Origin of the sequence: Vagococcus fluvialis (genome assembly GCF_003337315.1) — a bacterium.
GTDB lineage: Bacteria > Bacillota > Bacilli > Lactobacillales > Vagococcaceae > Vagococcus > Vagococcus fluvialis.
In genome coordinates this window covers 206,834-228,085 of the sequence record NZ_QPJV01000001.1, presented here as the reverse complement: position 1 = coordinate 228,085, position 21,252 = coordinate 206,834, and the positions used below count along the sequence as shown (strand labels likewise).

Sequence of the window (21,252 nt, the reverse complement as noted above, 5' to 3'; positions counted from 1 at the left end):
ACTTGTTAATTTTATTAGTTGAGGATGATGAGCGTATCCTCGAATTTTTAAAGCCACTTCTAAAGAGTGAAAACTATGAATTACTTCATGCAGCAACGGTAGAATCAGCAGAGATGATGCTTAGAACATATCCTGTAGAATTAATTTTACTTGATTTAGGATTACCAGATAAAGACGGGTTAATTTTTTTAGAAACCTTTAGAAAAACTAGTGATGTCCCAATTATTGTTATCTCAGCAAGATCTGATGAAGAGACTAAAATTAAAGCTCTAGATTTAGATGCAGATGATTATCTAACAAAACCCTTTGGTAGTGGTGAGCTTCTAACAAGAATTAGAACAACAACTAGACATTTTAAACGAGGTCAACAAAAAAATGAGAGTACTACACTTATTAATGGAAATTTAAGTCTGGATATAGATAAGAGAGAAGTTAAACTTAATAATGAGTCGATTCATCTAACTAAAAATGAATACCTTTTAATGAAAATTTTAATGGAAAACAAAGGTAAAGTGTTAACCCATGATTTTTTATCAAAAGCAGTGTGGGGAATGGGAAGTATGAATCCACTGACTTTACGAGTGAATATGTCTAACTTACGAAAAAAAATAGAAAAAAATCCCGTAGAACCTGAATATATTCAGACTGAAATTGGTGTTGGCTACCGAATGAGTGAAAAAGACTAAAATAAGTACGTTTTTGTGCTTATTTTTTTTATTTTGTTTAAAGAATTATTAATATTTGATAAGATACAAAGGAGAGAGTTCCAAGAATTGGGGGAGTTATGATGAAAGAGGAGTTTAGAAGAGCTGTCAAAAGACCGCTTAATATTCTTTTTATGCTCTTAGGTTGTTTGCTAATGTCAGTATTATTTACTTATGTTCACACTGATAAGTATCAAACCTTTGAATTGAAAAATAAAAGTGAAGCCTTACAAGTTACAGCTAGTCTGTTGTCTTTCCAAGTTGTTAATAGTGATGAGGGAACACCAGTCTATCAAAATTTATTATTACAAAAATCAATTTTAGCAAGACAATTAAACAGTGTTTTATTTGAACAACCAAAAAAATATATAGAAACAGGTCAAGAATTAAATCAGTTAAGACTGGAAATTAGAAAAGAAAAAGACTTTACAGATTCTATTAAAATTTTACAACCAAATATAACAGAAACACTTAAAGAAGAAGCTTTTTATAATCATTTAATTGATAATGAGCAAGAAGTTATTTTAAAACCAGAAACTTTTGGGAGTTTAACTTTATTATTCCTAACCATTTTAGGTGTTGTTTGGTTTCCAATCTGTGCCTTTTTAACAGCGAATGTCTTAGAGGATGAGTATGAGCATAGCTCCCTTATCAAAGGTCAACCTAAGACTTTTATGAAGCGTATGCTAACTAAAATTAGTGTGTTATATATATTCTTTGTCATTAGTTTTACCTCCACTTTAGGAGTTAGCTTTTTATTGACACAAATTTTAGGTAATCCGATGAATGATTTGAATCAAGTTAATGTGATTCAGCTAGTTAATTTTTCCATTCTAGCTAATTGGAAAATTATAGGACTGTACTTTGTCTATTTATCTATTTTATTTCTATTTGTTTTTATTTTGTCAGTTTTCTTAAATATTATCGTAAAAAATTTCTACTTAACTTTAATTATTGAACTAATCATTTATGCTTTAACAATTTTATTGCCTGGATTTATTAGCCAAGCACCTTGGTATTTAGGCTCGTTTATTATTCCAAGTTACTTATTTAATGGTCATTACTTAACAGATACAACAACCTTATTGAATCCAGTATTTGGAGCAGTTTATTTAGTAGTTGCTAGTGTTATTTTAGGTTTTCTGACTTCCTTAATTAGTAAACGTGGTTTGAAAGGAGTGAGAGGCTAATGACAGCATATTTTAAATGGGAATGCCGAGAATTTTTTACAAATCGTAAAAACTTAGCTATTTATTTGCTATTACTTTTCTTTTCTTTATTTTATTGGATTCAAATAGATAATAATTATCAAGCAATTGAAACAGTGTCTAAAGAAAAATTACAAGCAAGTGTTGATACAAAGGATGACTTTTTAGCAAATGTTAACTTAGAAGGAGAAACTCATCCTGATACTTTAGGGGCAGTAGCCTTGTTCACACCACTTGTAGAAAATGAGCACGCACAATTAAATGCTCTTGAGAAAAAAGATTATCGTGAATTAGCTAAGATTAGAAGTGAGTGGTATTATTTTGGTACAGATTTTAGCCCACTATATTTTAAGGATGGCAACATCTATGCTAGTGAAGAAGGATTTTACGAAAGAATGGCAACCAGCCATAAGTTGTTAGGTTATTCTGAAGGTAAAAGAGAGATTGATTTATCTTTGATCAATGAAAAAACAGCAGCTCATGCTTTAGTTAGAGCCCTTAATTATTTATTACCTGTGATGTTTATTATTTTAGGGTTAGTTTTTTCTATGGATATGATAGCAAAAGATCGAGGGCACAAAAGTTTGTTAAAAGGGATGCCTTTAAGTGATGGCAAAAAAATAATGGTGAAGTTTTTAGTTGCTTCACTTGGTGTTTTTGTCAGTTTAATTCCTCTAAGTGTTGGCTTTATTGGTATTGGTTTAAGTAATGGATTTGGACGTTTAAATATACCAATTCCTGTTAGTTATTATAAAGAGCATATGCCTCTTATTACCGACTTAATGTTTAAAAACATCCATCTTGGGACTTATTTATTACAAGCCTTTATTTTAATTACTTTACTAGTAGCTGTTGCTATTTGTATTAATTTAATTTTAGGAATTTGGATAAAAAATGCTTATTTTTTATTAATTTTAACAGTCAGTTTACCATTTTTAGAGTTACTTTATAATCGTTTTGGTTACGGAGACATTCATACCATAACGTATTTTCCAACTAGTTACGTTAGAGTGGGAGATGTCTTAACAGGTCATAAAGGATTTTTCTGGGCCGATGTTAATTTGAATTTTCAGTCTGGAGTTATGACTGTCAGTGTTTGTCTACTTGTCTTGGTTATTATTTTAGCCTTACATAGCCGATTCAAAAAGTTACTGTAAAAGGAGAAAAAAGATGATTGAATTAAAAAATATCAACGTGAGCTTTGGTAAACATCATGTACTAAGAAATTTGAATGAAACTTTTGAATCAGGAGAAGTTATCGGTTTAGTTGCTCCAAATGGAACAGGAAAAAGCACCTTACTAAATGTGATGATGAATTATTTAAAACCACAATCAGGGGAAGTAGTGATTGAAGGGAGTAAAAAATACAAAGGTCCAAAAGAAAATAGCCGTATTTACCAAGACATATCCATGATGCCAGATCAAAATGATTTATACCCTCATTTATCAGGTTATGATCATTTGAAAATGTATCAAGATATGTATAAACGAAAAAATATATCTGTAGATGATGTGATTAAAGAACTCGAAATGGGTCATTATGTTAAGAAAAAAGTATCTGATTATTCTTTAGGAATGAAACAACGATTATGTTTTGCCATGCAGATGGTGAGTGATACGAAAATTATGCTAATGGATGAAGTGATGAATGGACTCGATCCAAATAATGTAGAATTGATCTCAAAAGTTATTATCAAAAAACGAGATGAGGGGAAAACAATAGTAATTGCTTCCCATCTTTTAGAAAATTTAGAAAAATATTCAAATCGAATCTTTTTTCTTTTTGGTGGTGTACTAGAGTTATTTCTTGATAAAAAGCAAGGCTATGCAGATGAGTCCACATATATCAGATTAAAGGGTATTTCTTTAGAAGAGGCAACAGAGTTATTTCCAGATAAATACCTTGTTTCTTTAAACGAACATGGCTTAGTTGTTAGAGTAGAAGAAAAAGAACAGATAACAAAAGCTTTAGAAAAATTAATAGCAGCTGATATGTTAGAGTTTTCAGTGGGACATTTGAGCTTAACAGATAGCTATCAATTGAAATTTTAATAAAATTTAAGCTGTAAAGAAAAAACACTTTACAACCTCAAAAAAAACTGTTATGATATCTCTTGTGATTAAGAAATATATCTGGAGGTGCCAATAAATGGCAGTTAAAATTCGTTTAAAACGCATGGGTTCTAAAAAGAAACCTTTTTACAGAATGGTAGTAGCAGATTCTCGTTCACCACGTGATGGACGTTACATCGAAGTTGTGGGAACATACAACCCATTAACTAACCCTGCTCAAGTTACAGTAAAAGAAGAAGAAATCTTAAACTGGTTATCACAAGGTGCTCAACCTTCTGACACAGTTCGTAACATTTTATCTCGTGAAGGAATTATGCAAAAACATCACGAAGCTAAATACACTAAAAAGTAAGGTGGGACTCTGAATGACTGATGTTAAAGATTTGGTATTAACCATTGTCCGTCCGTTAGTTAGTCAACCTGAAAATGTCCATTTAGAGATTACTGAAGGTGATCAATTCATGGAATACAACTTAACAGTTGCCCCTGAGGATATAGGACGTATTATCGGTAAGCAAGGTAGAGTAGCAAAAGCAATTCGAACAATTGTCTACAGTGTACGTACAAAAGAACCAAAAAAAGTTCGTTTGAATATTTTAGATGGGAATTAAAACACATAGTTTTTATACTATGTGTTTTTTTATTAAATAACTTTAGTTTTCATTTACGAAAAGAAAAAATTCGTTTAGAATTGAATTATAATAAAAAGAAAATAGGTGAAAGTTATGAAAAAAAGATTATTAGTAACGAGCATAGTACTATTAAGCTTAACTTTAGCTGCATGTGGAAACAAAAAAAAAGATGGAACGAGTGAGTCTACAGCTGAATCATCTAAAACAGTAGAGACTAAAAGTTCAACTAAAGAAGCTCAAGCTGAGGGTGAAACTGCTACATTTAAAGGTAAAATAGGTGAAATTCCTGTTTTAGATGAAGAAACAGTTAGTCTACACTTTGCTACTGTCGAAGCAATCGAAGATCCTGATAAATTAATCGATACATTTAATGCAAGTGGTGTGACGTTAATGGTAGATGTTGAAACATTAAAAGATTTTGATCCTGAAGATTTAGAAGTTGGGGATGAACTTGAATTTGTCATCAACACACCAGCTCAAATGACATTCTCAATTCCACCACAAATTTCTGGTAGTTCAATTAGAAGTATTAAACCGATAAACTAATTTTTTAAGAATCATAAAATTTCGATTTTATGGTTCTTTTTTATGTTAAAAGTAACTAGATTTGTAGTAATTTAAATGACACTTTTTCGGTTCAATGATACAATGAGAAAGACATTTTAGATGAAGAGGAGATTATTTAAGTGACAGAATATTTAAATGTAGGAAAAATTGTAAATACCCAAGGAATTAAAGGTGAAGTTAGAGTTATCTCTAAAACAGACTTTTCAAATGAACGATACAAAAAAGGAAATGAATTATTTTTATTCCAAGAAAATAAAAAGCCAATATCATTAATTATTAAAAGTCATCGTAAGCATAAAAACTTTGATATCGTTAGTTTTGAAGGTCATCCTAATATTAATGATGTTGAAAAATATCGTGATGGTATTTTAAAAATTTCAAAAGAAGAGATTGGCGAGTTAGAAGAAAATGCTTTTTATTATCATGAAATTATTGGTTTAGAAGTTTATGATGAAGAGGGACAATTACTTGGTACGATTAAAGAAATCCTTTCACCAGGAGCAAATGACGTATGGGTAATTGGTCAAAATAAAAAGGGTGCTAAAGACATTTTAATCCCTTATATTGAATCAGTGGTTAAATCTGTAGATGTAGAGAATAATCGTGTTGACGTTGAAATACCTGAAGGGTTGATTGACTAATGAGAATTGATGTATTAACACTATTCCCAAGAATGTTTGAAGGTCCATTAACAGAGTCTATTTTAGGGAAAGCCATTGATAAAGGGTTACTTGAAGTTAAAGTGAGTAATTTTAGAGATTTTTCTACTAATAAACATAAGCAAGTGGATGATTATCCTTACGGTGGAGGGGCTGGGATGTTACTAAAAGTCCAACCAATTCATGATGGGTTAAAAGCGATTCAAGAAGAAGTAGCTCATGCAAATCAACGTGTGATTTTACTTGATCCAGCTGGCAAACCTTTTAATCAAAAAATGGCTGAAGAATTTTCTGAAGAAGAGCATTTGGTCTTTATTTGTGGTCATTATGAAGGCTATGATGAGCGAATTAGAAGTCTAGTTACTGATGAAGTGTCATTAGGAGATTATGTTTTAACTGGTGGTGAATTAGGTGCTATGACAATGATTGATGCCACAGTACGTTTATTACCAGAAGTTTTAGGCAATAATGAATCTGCAATTGGAGATTCTCATTCAACAGGTCTCTTAGAACATCCCCAATATACAAGGCCAGCTGATTATGAAGGCATGGAAGTTCCTCATGTATTAACCAATGGTAATCATAAACTGATTGAAGAGTGGCAACTAAAAGAATCTCTAAGAAGAACCTTACTTAGACGACCAGATATGTTAGAAAAATTAGAGATGACAGATGAGATGACTCGCTTATTAGCAGAAGTTAAAAAAGAAGAAGGAATGTAAAGAAAAAGAGCTTTACACCTGATTTTTTATGTGTTAAACTATTTCAGTGAGTGAATATCACTCAACTATTACGACATTCCGCTATGTGATATTCATATGAGTGTTTTGGAAATAAGGAGAATGTGGAAATGAATCCATTAATCGAATCAATTACAAACGAACAATTACGTTCTGATATCCCAGCTTTCAGACCTGGTGATACTGTACGTGTTCACGCAAAAGTTGTGGAAGGTACTCGCGAGCGTATCCAGTTATTTGAAGGTGTTGTAATCAAGCGCCGTGGAGCTGGAATCAGCGAAACTTACACAGTACGTAAAATCTCTGGTGGAGTTGGAGTTGAACGTACATTCCCAATTCACACACCACGTGTTGCACAAATCGAAGTATTACGCTATGGTAAAGTACGTCGTGCTAAACTTTATTACCTACGCGCACTTCAAGGTAAAAAAGCTAGAATTAAAGAAATCCGTCGTTAATAATTCGTTATTAATAGGTAAAAACCTCTTGAGAAATCAAGAGGTTTTTTGTTTGTTTATTTCAATAAGTTCAAAAAGAAAGGTAACTATTCTTATAATACAAAGGCTAATATCGTATCTGTAAAATTCAAATATTTGAAAATAAAACAACTTTTATATAGAATTGAGTTATAGATAGGAGGAATGGATATGTCAAAAAAGATGTCAATTTCAACTGTAGTTAATAGTGGTGGTCGCGAAGGTGTTAGTAAATCAGTAAATGGTTTTCTTGATTTAAAAACAAGTGGTCAAAAAAAAGAAGGCTACACTAACCCCGAAGAATTGTTCGCAGCAGGAATTTCTGCATGCTTTAATGGTGCATTAGAATTTCCTTTAAAACGTGATGGACTAGCAGATCGTAATCGAGAAATTAGAGCGGAAGTAACTTTATTAGGTAATTTACCAGACGAACATAGTTTACACCTTGAAGTAGCTTTAATTGGCAAAATAGATGGGCTATCAAAAGATGATACAATGAAATATTTGAAGGAAACTGAATCGATCTGTCCTTATACAAAAGCAATCAAAGGAAATGTAAATATTACATTAAACGCTGAGTAAATAATAAGTGAGTTATTAAAATTCTGGATAAGTTCATTAAGTGATTTATAACTCTATTTTATCTGTAAATTTAAACCTTGATTATTTTTATCGAGGTTTTTATTGTAGATTTTCAAAAAAACAAAGTTGCGGAATTTGTTAATAAAAAATTTATGTTAAGTTTTTTGAACTTGATATTAATTTACCAAGGAAATATATAGAAAACATTATTTTTGTTTTATTAAGATAACTAAAAAACTTGCAGGATAAAAAAATATATGTTAGTATTCGCTTACAACTAAATACGCTTTTGGCGTGTTACTGAACAAGACTCAGGCAAGACCAAGACAAATTATATCGACACTTTATTGTGACGTTTGGTTTGCCTTGGTCTTTTTTTGCGTCTTAAAAAGGAGAATGGAAATGGATTATAAGAAATTAGGTCAGGAAATACTTGAGTTAGTAGGAGGAAAAGAGAATGTTAATAGCTTGACTCACTGTGCAACAAGATTACGTTTTGACTTAAAAGATAAGTCAAAAGCAGAAACAACTAAATTAGAAACCACACCAGGTATCATCAGTGTTGTTGATAGTGGTGGACAGTATCAAGTGATTGTAGGGAATGAAGTTCAGACATCATTTAAGGAAATTAAAAAAAGTATTGGAGATGCTCCGTCTAATAAAGAAGGGAAAACAACTACAGATGAATCTTTAGTATCTAGATTTATCAGTGTCATCTCAACAACTTTTACACCGATGATTCCAGCTATTACAGGAGCAGGGATGGTCAAAGCAATCTTAGCTATTCTAACTTTGACAAATGTGTTAGAAGATACATCACAAACCTATTTGATTTTGAATACGATTGCAGATAGTGCGTTTTATTTTATGCCGATTTTATTAGCATATGGTGCATCGATTAAATTTGAAGTTAGCCCGATACTTGCTATCACAACAGCTGGAATTTTATTACATCCAAATATTGGTCAGCTATTTTCTACAGGAGATCCAGTTAGCTTTTTAGGTATTCCTGTTTTAGCAGCAGACTATGCAGGTTCTGTATTACCGATTATTTTTACCGTTTGGATTATGTCTTATGTAGAACCTTTTGCTGATAGAATTTCTCCATCTTTCATTAAATTTTTTACTAAACCAATGTTAGTCTTTTTAATTATTGGTCCACTGGCTTTAATAGTAATTGGTCCTTTTGGTACTTTATTAAATGACTTAGTAGCATACGGTGCAGAGTGGATTAATGGAAAAGCTTCTTGGTTAATTCCTTTCTTAATGGGTGGTTTACAACCTTTATTAGTCGTCACTGGAACAGCATGGGCCATGACACCTATTGCAACTATGCAATTAACTAAAAATGGATCAGAAATGATTAATGGGCCAGGAATGCTTGCTTCTAATATTGCTCAATCAGGAGCTACATTTGCAGTAGCAGCAAAAACTAAAAACAGTGAATTACGTCAATTATCAATTTCAACAGGTATCACAGCTTTAATGGGAATCACCGAACCTTCTCTTTACGGGGTGACATTAAAACTAAAAAGACCTTTAATTGCTTCAATGATTGGTGGTTCTCTAGCAGGGCTTTATGCAGGTCTTAGTGGGCTAGTCAGATATGCTTTTGTATCACCAGGATTAGCAGCTTTACCTGCTTTTATTGGAGAAAATCCATTTAATATTGTTCATGCAATTATCACTTGTCTAATCGCATTTGTAGCGACCTTTATTATTGCTTATATGTTAGGATTTGAAGACGCTGAATCACCAAATGAAAAAACTAATGATAAAAAAGAATCTAATAAAACAGCTTCAAGTGAATTAATAGAAATTATGAGTCCAGCAAAAGGAAACGCTTATTCGATTACTGAAGTAGATGATGCTGTTTTTTCAAAAGAATTACTTGGCAAAGGCGTTGCAGTTAAAGCAGAAGACTCAAAAGTTTTCTCTCCTGTTACAGGTGAAATTGTTACCGTACTAGATAGTAAACACGCTATTGGTATTAGAACTGATGAAGGTGTAGAACTTTTAATTCATGTGGGGATTGATACTGTCACACTAAAAGGAGAACCTTTTGAGGTGTTGGTAGAAGAAGGGCAAAAAGTCTATGCTGGAGACGAGCTAATGACAGTTAATTTTGATTTGATTAAGGAAAAAGAATTAGAAGATGCCATTCTTTTGGTCGTTACTAATAGTGATGATTATGAAAAAATTGAACTTTACACAGGTGAAGTTGATAAGACAGTACCAGTTATATTGATTAAGTAAAAGGAGAACTAAATTATGCAGTATAAATCTAAAAAAAACTTTCCAAAGAACTTTTTATGGGGAGCGTCAATAAGTGCTTACCAAGCTGAAGGCGCTAGTTCGAAAGATGGAAAATTAGCTTCAATTATTGATAAATATCAACATCCAGAAGAGGTTGCTAATTTTGAAGTTGCTTCGGATTTTTATCATCATTATAAGGAGGATATTAAATTATTAGCTGAATTAGGGTTAAAATCATTTCGTTTTTCTATTGCCTGGACAAGAATTGTCAAAGAAGATTTGTTAACACCAAATCAAAAAGGGATAGATTTTTATCATAATGTAATTAATGAATGTATAAAATATAAGATTGAACCAATTGTGACGATGTATCATTTTGACTTACCTTATTCATTAGATAAAAAAGGTGGTTGGAAAAATCGAGAGACTATCACCTTCTTTTTAGAATATGTTAAAATAATATTTAAAGAATACGGGAATAAAGTTAATTATTGGTTGACTATTAACGAACAAAATACCATGATTTTACATCCAGGAGCTATTGGTATTCCAGAAAGTGGTTATCTACCAACTAAAAAAGAACTATATCAGATGAATCACCATCTCTTACTTGCTCAAGCTCAAGTATTTAAGTTATATCAAGATTTAAAATTACCTGGAAAAATCGGACCAGCTGTTAACCTTACAGCTATGTATCAAGGTACAGCTCATCCAGAAGACGCCATAGCTGCTCATAACTGGGAAACTTTAAGAGGTTGGTCATTTTTAGATGTCGCAGTTAGAGGAAAATATAATTATTTATTTGAAACGTATCTTCACGATAGAGACTGGTATCCAGAATGTTTACCAGAAGATGAACTAATTTTAAAAGCTGCTAAACCAGATTTTATAGCAATTAATTATTATTCAACAGCCACTATTACTGCAAGTAAAAATGATGGTACTGATGTTTCCGCAAGAGCTGGGGACCAACAGATTATGGTAGGTGAAGAAGGCGTTTATCGTGCTTACGATAATCCTTATGTAGACAAAACACCTTACGGATGGGTAGTAGATCCAGTAGGTTTACGGTTAACACTAAGAAAACTTTATGACCGTTATCAGTTGCCGATATTAATTACAGAAAATGGATATGGTTCTCCAGATGAATTAGATGAAGAGGGACGTATCAATGATATCGAGAGAATTGACTATTTAAAAAGACATATAGAAGCTATTCAAGATGCGATAACTGATGGTGTTGATGTGTTTGGGTACCAACCTTGGTCAGCAATAGATGTTGTTAGTACACATCAAGGATTTAATAAGAGATACGGCTTTATTTATATAGATCGAACAGATCAAGATTTGAAAGAATTAAAACGAATAAAAAAAGAAAGTTTTTATTGGTATCAAGATGTGATTAAACATAACGGAGTGAACTAGAAAGGAATGGTAAGTCTATTGAAAGTTATAAAATCTCTAAACAATAGTCTACTACTGTGCCTCAATGAAGAAGGGGAAGAAGTCATCCTAATGGGGAAAGGAATTGGATTTCAGTTAAAAAAAGGAGATATCGTTCCCCTAAATCAAGTTCAAAAAATCTTTAGATTAGATACGTTATCTGATACATTAAAAAAAGATTACATGACACTTTTCGAACATGTGTCTGATGAGTTGATTGTAAGTGTTAAAAAGATTGTTGATTATGCCAATGTAAAATATGACAATCAATTAAACAAAAATTTGTTTTTCACTTTAGTAGATCACTTAAATTATGCGGTTGAAAGAAGTAGAAAAGGAATAGAGTTACAAAATAGGCTATTACTTGAAATACAGAGGTACTATCCTAAAGAGTACTCAATTGGTGAGTACGGAGTCGAATTGTTAAATAAAAATTTGCAAGTTAATTTATCTGAGTCAGAGGCTGCTAATATAGCTTTTCACATTGTGAATGCTTCTGAGAGTCAAAGCAATATGGAAGAAACTGTTTTATCAGTAAAAATGTTAAAAGACATATTAGGGATGATAGGCTATCTTTTTCCAGATAAAAAAATAGATAAAGAGTCTTTATTTTATCAACGTTTTGTGACGCATATTCAATTTTTTATTATGAGAATGATTAAAAATGAGAAGTTAGAAAATACAGATGAATTTCTTTTGGAGTCAGTTAAAGAAAAATTCCCAAAAGAATATAAAGTCGCACTGAAAATCAGAAATTATGTTGAGGAAGAATTATCAATAGATGTAGCAGAAGGGGAACTATTATATTTAACCTTACATTTATCTAGAATTTTTAGTTAAACTAAAATTTAAAGCAGCTAAAATCATTTTTTGACTTGATTTTGGCTGCTTTTAAATTTTAAAATCTGATGTTAAACTTTGACAGTCAAAAATAAAGATGATATATTGTTTTTAACAAATTAACTATATTAAGGAAACGAGTGAACTTTTTGAGTGCGAAAGCTATCTAAGACAAAACAATTGAACAATGAATTTAGCAATATACTGTAGAATAGTATGCTTATTTGTTGTACTCATTATTTTAGTTTGAGATATCTGTTAAAATTGCACTTAAAATATGACTTATTTTACTTAAGGTTAATTTTTTTCTAACCTTTATTTAAGGTCGCTAATTTTGAAGTCAATTTAAGAATATTAAACAACAAGTTCTGGGAATATTATTTTCTCAGAGCTTTTTTATTTTTTTAGTTAATTTGTTAAAGATACGGATATCTCTTTTATTTAAGAAAGAGAGAGATAAAAAAATGAAGAAACAAGCAATAGAACAAACACAGTTTAATGAAATTAAAGAACTAATTAGTAACTATGCGATTAGTGACACAGTTAAACAAACAATTATAAATTTAGAGCCAGAAAACAAGTTAGAAATAGTTCTGGAATATCAAAAAGAAACTGGTGAAGCTTTAGCTATTCTAGAAACAAAACAGAGTATTCCATTTATGGCAAGCGAGCAAATAGATCGTCTATTTCAAAAGATAGAGAAAGGGTATATTTTAGAGCCAAAAGAATTACTAGAAGTATCAGAGTTTTTAAGAACCATTCGTAAACTGAAAGACTTTTTCAACAAAAACAATGAACTAGCACCAACCCTAGCAGGTTATGCGAGTAAGCTACAATCATTTAGATCAATTGAAGAAACAATTAATATTTCAATCAAACATAACCAAGTTAGTTCTGAGGCTTCAAGAGACTTGAAAAAAGCTAGACAAAGTATTCAGAAACATAAATCAGATATTAACGACAGAATTCATAAATTCATCAATAATGCTAGTAACAAATCTAAAATTCAAGAGTTTATGCCAGTTGATAGAAATGGAACCTTAACAGTACCAGTTAAAAGTTCGTTCAAACATAGTATTAAAGGACGGATTGTATCAGAATCTGGTAAGGGTTCGACAGTATATATCGAATTAGATAATACAAGAGAATTAAATCAAAAACTACAAATCTCTCAAGCAGAAGAAATGACCATTGTTTACCAAATTTTAGCTAACTTAACCGAAGAAATTGGTAAAGAGCTAGTTGTTATGGAAAAAACAATGACTATTATCTTTTCACTAGAGCTGATTGTCGCAAAAGCTAAATACAGTGAAGAAATAGAAGGAAATAAAGTTAAAATAAATGAAACTGGTTATATTAATTTAATCAATGCGAAACATCCGTTGTTAGGTAAATCAGCTGTACCTCTTTCAATCGAATTAGGAAAAACAGAAAGAGGATTGGTTATTACAGGCTCAAATTCTGGAGGTAAAACAGTTGTCTTGAAAACAGTTGGCTTACTAACCTTAATGACGATGATAGGTCTATATATTCCAGCAGATTCAACAAGCAATATTAGTATTTTCGATCATATTTTAGTAGATATTGGTGACTATCAAGATTTTGATAATGCATTGAGTACATTCTCAGGTCACATTAATAATATGAGAGAAATATTATCTATCGCAGATGAAAAATCATTAATTCTTGTAGACGAAATCGGTAGTGGGACTGAACCAACTGAAGGAGCAGCACTGGCTACAGCGATGCTTGAGAGTTTAGTTAATAGACAAGCAGTTGTACTGGCATCTACACATTACGGAGAAATAAAAGACTTTGCCGTTAAAGATAGAAATTTCATTACAGCAGCAATGGCATTCGATAAAGAAACACTGAATCCCCTATATCAATTACTTATGAACGAAGTGGGCGCAAGTAATGGCTTTTGGTTAGCTAAAAAAATGAATATTGGAGAAGATATTTTAGAAAGAGCAACTTTCCATTTAACTAAAACCTCTTTACAAAAATTTATTAGCTAACAGAAGAAAGGCGGAAAAATGTTTTGAATGTATTAGAAAAAATAAAAAATGACATAGGAATAAACCAATCAATAGAATGTTTAGAAATTGGCTTAGTTTATAGCTATTTATATAAAACAATTGCAACTAAGGAGCTGGCAAAAAAAATGTCAGTTCCAGTTCCAATTGCCACAGCTTTTAAAAAAGAACTGGTAAAAAATGGCTGGATGAAACGAGAAAGTTTTTACTTTCTAACAGAAAAAGGGCAGGCTTTTGTTGACTCACAATTGAATTATAAGCAATTAGATAAAGAAATGTATAAAACTATTTTGAAAGACTTAAATTTTTAGAACAAGTAGCTGACTCATTGAAACAAATTTTTGAAGAAAGACCAGCTGTTAAAAGAGAACTCGATCAAGTCCATGCAACTATGGAAACTGTCATAAAACGAGTAGAGATGATGTTAGTGGATCCATTGATATTTTCTAAAAAAATAGCTTTTGTTGGGGATGATGATTTAGTTTCCTTGTTTTTATCAGTGACGTTAGAAAAAATAGGTTTCAAGAATACAGATTTTTTAACTGTCTATGATATTGATACTGAGCTATTAGCTTTTATTGAAGAAAAGCAGTCAAAAGAAGTACCAATTAGATGTGTAAAAAAAGATTTTAGAAATGAAAAAACAACAGACTTGATTAAAGTTGATGTTGTGTTTACAGATCCACCCTACACACCAGACGGAATATTAACTTTTATAGATTTTGGTGAGAAATTACTAAGTAAGTATGGCAAGATGTATGTCTCTTTTAATCATAAAACACCAGAAATCCAAAGTTTTTTACAAAAGGAAATTAACTTAAAAGGACTTAACTTTATTGAAATTACACCTAATTTTAATACTTATTTAGGTGGTTCAATTATTGGGAATGTTAGCAATTTGTATGTCTTACAAAAAAGTGAAATGACCGAAACCATGAAGTCATCAGAAAATATTTATACCAAAAGCTTAAAGAAAAATAAGACAAGTAAACGTCTAGGATTTCATAGTTTATATGATTTAAAAGAATGTAATAGTGAAGTACTAACAAGTGTTGATAATGTGAGGGATAAAATGAACCACATGTCACAACTATTCAACCTAAATGTTGTAGAAGAAAAATTTCATCAATTTAAACCCTACGGAGTGAGTGGCGTTATGGTATTAAAAGAATCACATTTTACTATTCACACATGGCCAGAACACAATTATGCAGCAGTTGATTTGTTTATTTGTGAGGAAACAGTTGATGAATCAAAATTTATGGAAGAACTACAAAATATTTTTGGTTCGAAACGTTGTGAATTAAAGAAAATATATCGTGTTAGTTAAATTATAGAATAGGAGTAAGATGAATGATTGAGTTTAGAGAAATTACGAGAGAAAATTTTGATGAGTGTTTGTTCTTAGAAGTGGCTGAAGAAAAGGAAGATTTTGTCGCGTCAACAACATTCTCTTTAGCAGAAGCTAAAATTTTTACAGAGAATACTCCCTTAGCTATTTACGACCAAGATACAATGGTAGGTTTCATTATGTATGGTCTTGATCCTGAAGATAATGAATATTGGATTAGTCGTTTACTAATTGATGAAAAATTCCAAAAACGTGGCTATGGTAAACAAGCTATGGAACAAATTTTAATACTAATAAATGAGACATATCAACCTCAAAAACTATTATTAAGCTTTGAACCAGAAAACGTTGTAGCAGAAAAACTATATGTATCACTTGGATTTAAACATACAGGTCGAATGATTGATGATGAGCTTGTTTTAGAATATTATTTTTAAATAATACGGAAAGGAAGAGTGGAATGACTGTTAAAATTGAGGATTATTATCCAACTTAAACCGATATCGAGAAAGAAAAACTCCAAGAAATGAGCAATTTGATAGAAAGAGTAGCAGAAAAACTCTCTGTAGTGATTAAAGCTGAAAGAAAATGGGGGCAATTATCTCTTTCTTCAACTATAGGAACATCTATTAGAATTGCTCGCTTTGATGAGAATCATGTAGCTTTTTTCGTCCATTGCCAAACAACTTTAGTAGAACAATGGAGAGAGATGTTTACAGACTCATTAGAATTTTCAAAAACTAGAGCTATTCTTTTAAAAAACCACGAAGAATTACCAATTAATGAGTTAGAAATCTGTATTCAAATGGCATTAACTTACCGAAAAAAGTAGACATTTTTGTCTACTCTTTTTTTATTTGTTTAAACTATTACCTAAATAGCCGATATAATATATAGAATACAGAATTAGGTGATAGAAATGATTAAAGAAAAAACTAGAATAATACCATATAGCGTTAACAAACAAAAAGTATATTTTTCGACAGTGATGGACGAACATAATTTTTCGAGAGAAATTATTTATTCGTCTGGAGAGAAAGAGTGCGATATAAAAGAATATTTCAAAAAATCAATCATTAGTATTAAGTCTCTACAATTGGCTAAAACTGAGAAGTGCTTATGTTTTGTAAACCCTGATAGACCAACTGAGTTTTGGGAAAATAGTAATAAAATTGATGAGCACTGGATTGATGGGAAAACATATTTAATTGAGTATAAAAAAGATACTGAAAAACATTGTCTAGTAGTTGTATTAGACTATACCTTAGAAAAGGAAGTTATTATAGACTATTTAGAACATAATTTATTAATAAATGAAATATTATTTATGGATGAACTTAGTAATTGTTGGATAAAAAAAATAAATTCAAATGAAAAAGTATCATAATAGTATAGGAAAAAATTACATTGGGTTCATTAATATGTAATAAACAAAAAAGCCTCTTTTTTAGAGGCTTTTTTGTTATAAATAAAACTCCCAGTTTTTAAAGACTGATTTTTTCTGTTCAGTTAGATTTCTGATTTCATTGGCAATAATAGAGATACCTTGGTAGATATCTTTTTGTTTAATTTTAGCAATGCTTAAACGAATTATCTCTGTAGATTTGTCATGGAATAAATACATATTAGAGACATCTTCAACGAGAACATTTTTTAACTTAAGCGTAGTTTTTAAATCACTTGAGGAGATGTAGTCAGGTAATTTAATTGAAAAATAAAAGCCTGTCTCTGGAGTAGTAAATGTAATCCCTTGTGGTAAAAGTTCTTTACAACATTTTAAAGTATAAGTCATTTTTTCGGCATAATAAGGTTTAATTTGTTTTATATGGTTTTCAAACATTCCATTTTCTATATATGTAGCTAAAATTTCTTGAGAAAAGACAGGCGTTGCTATGTCTCTTGCAAATTTAAATGAAATAAAAGTAGCATGTAATGATTTTGGCAAACAGACAGCCCCAATTCTTAAACCAGGTAGAAAAATCTTAGAAAAACTTTTTAAATAAATGACTTTGTCATGTGTATCGTAGGAAAAAAGAGGGTCTGCTTTCGGATTTAAATCTAGTTCGCCTAAATAATCATCCTCTAAAATATAAACATCATACTTATAAGCAAGCTCAACAATTCTTTTTTTTGTTTCTATTGAATAAGAAGACCCAAGAGGATTGTGAAATCTAGGGACTGTATAAAAAAGTTTGATGTTGTTATTTTTAAACATATACTCTAATTGATTCAAATCAATTTCACCGTTTTTTATAGTAATACCTAATACATCTTTTCCAGATAGTTTTGCAGAATTAAGAGCACCTAAGTAAGTTGGTTGTTCTATTAATATATTTTCTTTTTTATTGGAAAAGGGCATATTAAATAAAATATCAATACTTTGTTGCGAACCAGTTGTAATAACAATATTTTCTTTATTAGTAAAGACTTGGTTATTTTGAAAATATGGAACTAACTGTTCTCTTAGTTTGTCTAGTCCGTTTTGAGAACCATAAGGAAGTAGAACATTTTTTAAATCATGACTAATTTTTTCACTACAGCTAAGTAGGTTTTTAGTATTGAGTGTTTCTATATTGGGTTCAGCTGATAAAAAATCAAAAGTAATAGTCTTTTCATTTTCAATGTCTGGACCTTGAGTAACAAAGTAACCTTGTTTTTGTATAGCATAAATCAGTCCAGTTTCCTCTAAATTTTTTAAAGCAGAAATAATGGTGTTTTTACTGCATTCGAAATGATTAGTCAGGTTACGAATCGAAGGGAGTTTATCACCTGGTTTTAAATTTTCGTTTAGGATGTATTTTTTTAGTTGCTCAGCAATTTGTTTGTATAACATAAGAACCTCCATTTTTCTGTATGGGTACAGAGTGCTAAAAAAAGAATTTACAAGTAACCGTATTATAGCTATTATCATCTTATCTGTACAGTATAACTTACCTAAAAAAAGGGTACAGATGATATCTGTATCTATAATGAAAAATGAGAGGAAGTTTTATATGAAATTATCTACATTAGAATTAGAAGTCTTAAATTTATTGGAAACAAATTATGGTATTTCAGTTGAAGCAATTTCGAAAATTACAAATAAATCAGTTGAAACTATAATGGAAATGATGAATGGTTTGATAGAAAAAGAGGTTTTGTTTAAAGGCAGTTTTACAATTGATTGGGATAAAATTGATAATGAAGAACGGGTAATGGCGCGTATTGACTTGAAAGTTACGCCTAAAAATGGGTTTGGATTTGATGAGCTTGCTCAACGAATTAGTGAGTACGAAGAAGTTGATTCAGTCTACTTAATTTCAGGAACTTATGACCTATCTTTAGTTGTTAAAGGCAAATCAATGAATGATATTTCGAAATTTGTGTCAGGTCAATTAGCTAGCTTGGATTCTATTCAAGAAACAGCAACTAATTTTATTATGAAGAAATATAAACATGATCGTAATATTTTAGTTGACGGAAAGAAAGATCAACGTTTAGTGAAGGTGACTTTATGAGAGATCAATTATCTGACATAGGAAAAAATATTGAATCATCAGGTATTAGGCGCTTTTTTTCTTTAGCAAATGAGATGGATGATGTCGTTTCACTAGGTGTAGGAGAACCTGATTTTAAAACAGCTCAAAGTGTTCGTGATGAAGCAATCTCAAAATTAAGGGCAGGAGCTACTTCTTATACACCAAATGCTGGGCTACTTGAGCTAAGAGAATTATTATCAGGTTACTTACTTCAAAAAAATAATGTTTTATATCAACCAGAATCTGAAATAATTGTTACAGCAGGTTCAAGTCACGCTTTAGATATTGCTTTACGAAGTATTGTTAATTTTGAGGACGAAGTTATTATCATTGAACCAACTTATGTGGCGTATAAACCTCTGATCGAGTTAGCTGGTGGAAAAGCAGTGGTTGTTCCAGCTGATAAAGAAACCTTAAGAATTAATTTAGTAGCTCTTGAGAAAGCTATTACAGATAAAACGAAAGCTATTTTAATTTGTACACCTAATAACCCAACAGGAGTGACGTTAAATAAGGAAGAGTTACAGTCATTAGCAAATATAATTGAAACTCATGATTTAGTGGCAATCCTAGATGAAATTTATTCAGAATTAGTTTATGAGGGGGATTTTATTTCTTTAGCAGGCCTGGAAAATATGAAAAACAGGAGCATAGTTATTTCAGGCTTTTCTAAAGGATTCTCAATGACAGGTTGGCGACTAGGTTATGTCTGTGCCCCTAAAGAATTTTTAGAAGTAATGATTAAAATTCAGCAGTATACGATGATGAGTGCTCCAACTATTGCTCAGTATGCAGCTATTGAAGCGCTAAAAAACACTCAACCTTATGTAGAATTTATGAAAGAAAAATACATGCAACGTCGAGATTACTTAGTTAAATCTCTAAATGAATTAGGTCTTATGTGTCAAAAACCAGAAGGGGCTTTTTATGCTTTTCCTTCTATTAAATCAACTGGAAAAACATCAGAAGTTTTTTGTGAGGAATTACTAATGGGAAATAGATTGGCTGTAGTACCTGGAAGTGCTTTTGGAGTTAGTGGAGAAGGGTTCATTCGTTGTTCCTATGCCTACTCTATTAATGATTTGGAAAAAGCATTAGATCGATTAGATAAATTTTTAAATAAGTAGGAGGTTTATAAATGATAAAACCTAATTCTTTGAAAAAAGGCGATAGAATAGCGGCACTATCTCTTTCAAGTGGCATGGCGGGAGATAAAGATATTTTATGGCGTTACGAACAAGGAAAAAAACAATTAGAAGAGATAGGCTTTAAAGTTGTCGAATATCCTTTGACATTGGCTGGTTCAGATATTGTTTATCATAACCCTAAAAAAGCGCTGATGATTTACATCAAGCTTTACTAGACAAAAGGATTAAAGGGATTATTGCGACTATTGGAGGCATTGAGAGTTATCGTTTATTTGAGTTCGTTGATTTAGAAGTGATTAAGAATAACCCGAAAATCTTTATTGGTTATTCAGATGCTACCTCTGTTCACCAGATGTTTCAACAGGCAGGAGTTGTTTCGTTTTATGGACCAGCAATTTTAACTGATTTTGCTGAAAATGGTGGTGTTTTTGATTTTACTCGCGAAGTTTTTGAGGAAGTACTAATAAAAAATAATGCCAATTATACATATCCTCATAGAAAAGAATGGACTAGTGAATTTTTAGCCTGGGATTTTTCGAATAAAGATAAACGCAGAAAATTACAAGTCAATGAGGAACTTATTGTGCTTCAAGGTAGTCAAAAGATTTCAGGAAAACTAATGGGTGGTTGTTTAGAGGTTTTATCAATGCTAAGAGGTACAGAACTATATCCAAAAAAAGAATTATTTCAAGAAGCCATCCTTTTATTAGAAACTTCGGAATTAACACCTGAACCAAGTTTTGTTGAAATAGAACTTAGAACCATGGGTGTTATGGGGAATTTACAATTAATAAATGGGATTGTCTTTGGTAAACCAATGGATAATAAGTACTTTGACGAGTATCAAGAAGTGATTTTAAAAGTATTAAAAGAGTTTAATTTGAAGAATTTACCAGTATTTTATAGTGCTAGTTTTGGTCATACAGAACCTAAATGGACATTACCTTTAGGAGTACTGGCAGAAATGGATTTAGAAAATAAAACACTAAAAATATTAGAAAAAGCAACAAAAAATTAAT

The 21,252-nt window shown here is 31.1% G+C and carries 25 protein-coding genes; 24 read left to right on the top strand and 1 reads right to left on the bottom strand.

The genetic code is table 11. The features are described from left to right. The first annotated feature begins 2 nt into the window (after positions 1-2). The 20 genes from DFR54_RS01095 (at position 3) to DFR54_RS01000 (ending at position 16,954) form a co-directional block, all read left to right on the top strand. Positions 3-686 (top strand): response regulator transcription factor, encoded by a 684-nt coding sequence (locus DFR54_RS01095; protein ID WP_346243190.1) that lies wholly within the window; start codon positions 3-5, stop codon positions 684-686. Between the two features lie 101 nt (positions 687-787). Then, entirely contained in the window at positions 788-1,894 is a 1,107-nt protein-coding gene (locus tag DFR54_RS01090; protein WP_114288541.1) for a hypothetical protein, read from the top strand. Further along, a complete protein-coding gene (locus tag DFR54_RS01085) occupies positions 1,894-3,069 on the top strand; it encodes a hypothetical protein (protein WP_114288540.1) in 1,176 nt (391 codons plus the stop codon). The genes DFR54_RS01090 and DFR54_RS01085 overlap by 1 nt, the downstream gene beginning before the upstream one ends. A 13-nt stretch (positions 3,070-3,082) precedes the next feature. After that, positions 3,083-3,964 (top strand): ABC transporter ATP-binding protein, encoded by an 882-nt coding sequence (locus tag DFR54_RS01080; protein ID WP_114288539.1) that lies wholly within the window; start codon positions 3,083-3,085, stop codon positions 3,962-3,964. A gap of 97 nt (positions 3,965-4,061) precedes the next feature. Beyond that, positions 4,062-4,337: a 30S ribosomal protein S16 gene (gene rpsP / locus DFR54_RS01075; RefSeq protein ID WP_086342965.1), complete on the top strand. Its 276-nt coding sequence runs from the start codon at positions 4,062-4,064 to the stop codon at positions 4,335-4,337. Between the two features lie 13 nt (positions 4,338-4,350). Further along, positions 4,351-4,596 carry a KH domain-containing protein gene (locus tag DFR54_RS01070; protein ID WP_086342966.1) on the top strand — a complete coding sequence of 82 codons (246 nt, stop codon included), beginning with the start codon at positions 4,351-4,353 and terminating at the stop codon, positions 4,594-4,596. Between the two features lie 114 nt (positions 4,597-4,710). Next, positions 4,711-5,163, top strand: a complete 453-nt coding sequence (locus tag DFR54_RS01065; RefSeq protein ID WP_114288538.1) for an ABC transporter substrate-binding protein — start codon at positions 4,711-4,713, stop codon at positions 5,161-5,163. 140 nt (positions 5,164-5,303) lie between these two features. Further along, complete coding sequence (gene rimM, locus DFR54_RS01060; RefSeq protein ID WP_114288537.1) at positions 5,304-5,825, top strand: ribosome maturation factor RimM; 522 nt, start codon at positions 5,304-5,306, stop codon at positions 5,823-5,825. Next, a complete protein-coding gene (gene trmD / locus DFR54_RS01055; RefSeq protein WP_114288536.1) occupies positions 5,825-6,565 on the top strand; it encodes a tRNA (guanosine(37)-N1)-methyltransferase TrmD in 741 nt (246 codons plus the stop codon). Before rimM ends, trmD begins: the two co-directional genes overlap by 1 nt. A 128-nt stretch (positions 6,566-6,693) precedes the next feature. Continuing rightward, positions 6,694-7,041, top strand: coding sequence for a 50S ribosomal protein L19 (rplS, locus tag DFR54_RS01050; RefSeq protein WP_114288535.1), 348 nt, complete (start codon positions 6,694-6,696; stop codon positions 7,039-7,041). Between the two features lie 189 nt (positions 7,042-7,230). After that, positions 7,231-7,641 carry an Ohr family peroxiredoxin gene (locus DFR54_RS01045; protein ID WP_114288534.1) on the top strand — a complete coding sequence of 137 codons (411 nt, stop codon included), beginning with the start codon at positions 7,231-7,233 and terminating at the stop codon, positions 7,639-7,641. A gap of 402 nt (positions 7,642-8,043) precedes the next feature. Beyond that, the gene (locus DFR54_RS01040; protein ID WP_114288533.1) at positions 8,044-9,897 is read left to right on the top strand and encodes a beta-glucoside-specific PTS transporter subunit IIABC; all 1,854 of its coding nucleotides are present in this window, start codon (positions 8,044-8,046) and stop codon (positions 9,895-9,897) included. Between the two features lie 15 nt (positions 9,898-9,912). Next, positions 9,913-11,322, top strand: a complete 1,410-nt coding sequence (locus DFR54_RS01035; protein WP_114288532.1) for a glycoside hydrolase family 1 protein — start codon at positions 9,913-9,915, stop codon at positions 11,320-11,322. 18 nt (positions 11,323-11,340) lie between these two features. Further along, entirely contained in the window at positions 11,341-12,180 is an 840-nt protein-coding gene (locus tag DFR54_RS01030) for a PRD domain-containing protein (protein ID WP_114288650.1), read from the top strand. 464 nt (positions 12,181-12,644) lie between these two features. Continuing rightward, positions 12,645-14,198, top strand: a complete 1,554-nt coding sequence (locus tag DFR54_RS01025; protein ID WP_114288531.1) for an endonuclease MutS2 — start codon at positions 12,645-12,647, stop codon at positions 14,196-14,198. A 23-nt stretch (positions 14,199-14,221) separates the two neighbouring features. Next, positions 14,222-14,527, top strand: a complete 306-nt coding sequence (locus tag DFR54_RS01020) for a helix-turn-helix domain-containing protein (RefSeq protein ID WP_114288530.1) — start codon at positions 14,222-14,224, stop codon at positions 14,525-14,527. Positions 14,528-14,544: 17 nt separating this feature from the next. Beyond that, the gene (speD, locus tag DFR54_RS01015) at positions 14,545-15,546 is read left to right on the top strand and encodes an adenosylmethionine decarboxylase (protein ID WP_114288529.1); all 1,002 of its coding nucleotides are present in this window, start codon (positions 14,545-14,547) and stop codon (positions 15,544-15,546) included. Between the two features lie 23 nt (positions 15,547-15,569). Further along, positions 15,570-16,004 (top strand): GNAT family N-acetyltransferase, encoded by a 435-nt coding sequence (locus tag DFR54_RS01010; RefSeq protein ID WP_114288528.1) that lies wholly within the window; start codon positions 15,570-15,572, stop codon positions 16,002-16,004. 89 nt (positions 16,005-16,093) lie between these two features. After that, entirely contained in the window at positions 16,094-16,399 is a 306-nt protein-coding gene (locus DFR54_RS01005) for a DUF1801 domain-containing protein (RefSeq protein ID WP_126808990.1), read from the top strand. A gap of 87 nt (positions 16,400-16,486) precedes the next feature. Next, positions 16,487-16,954, top strand: coding sequence for a hypothetical protein (locus DFR54_RS01000; protein ID WP_114288526.1), 468 nt, complete (start codon positions 16,487-16,489; stop codon positions 16,952-16,954). A 75-nt stretch (positions 16,955-17,029) separates the two neighbouring features. On the opposite strand, the gene DFR54_RS00995 is transcribed toward DFR54_RS01000, so the two are convergent. Then, the gene (locus DFR54_RS00995) at positions 17,030-18,400 is read right to left on the bottom strand and encodes an aminotransferase-like domain-containing protein (RefSeq protein WP_170126896.1); all 1,371 of its coding nucleotides are present in this window, start codon (positions 18,398-18,400) and stop codon (positions 17,030-17,032) included. A gap of 160 nt (positions 18,401-18,560) precedes the next feature. Between DFR54_RS00995 and DFR54_RS00990 the strand changes: the two genes are divergently transcribed. The 4 genes from DFR54_RS00990 to DFR54_RS00980 are packed head-to-tail and all read left to right on the top strand — an operon-like array spanning position 18,561 to position 21,251. After that, the gene (locus tag DFR54_RS00990; RefSeq protein WP_086342978.1) at positions 18,561-19,064 is read left to right on the top strand and encodes an Lrp/AsnC family transcriptional regulator; all 504 of its coding nucleotides are present in this window, start codon (positions 18,561-18,563) and stop codon (positions 19,062-19,064) included. After that, positions 19,061-20,212 (top strand): aminotransferase class I/II-fold pyridoxal phosphate-dependent enzyme, encoded by a 1,152-nt coding sequence (locus DFR54_RS00985; RefSeq protein WP_114288524.1) that lies wholly within the window; start codon positions 19,061-19,063, stop codon positions 20,210-20,212. Before DFR54_RS00990 ends, DFR54_RS00985 begins: the two co-directional genes overlap by 4 nt. An 11-nt stretch (positions 20,213-20,223) precedes the next feature. Continuing rightward, a complete protein-coding gene (locus DFR54_RS13265; RefSeq protein ID WP_207027609.1) occupies positions 20,224-20,448 on the top strand; it encodes a hypothetical protein in 225 nt (74 codons plus the stop codon). Between the two features lie 8 nt (positions 20,449-20,456). Then, entirely contained in the window at positions 20,457-21,251 is a 795-nt protein-coding gene (locus DFR54_RS00980; RefSeq protein ID WP_311980259.1) for a S66 family peptidase, read from the top strand. Position 21,252 lies beyond the last annotated feature (1 nt).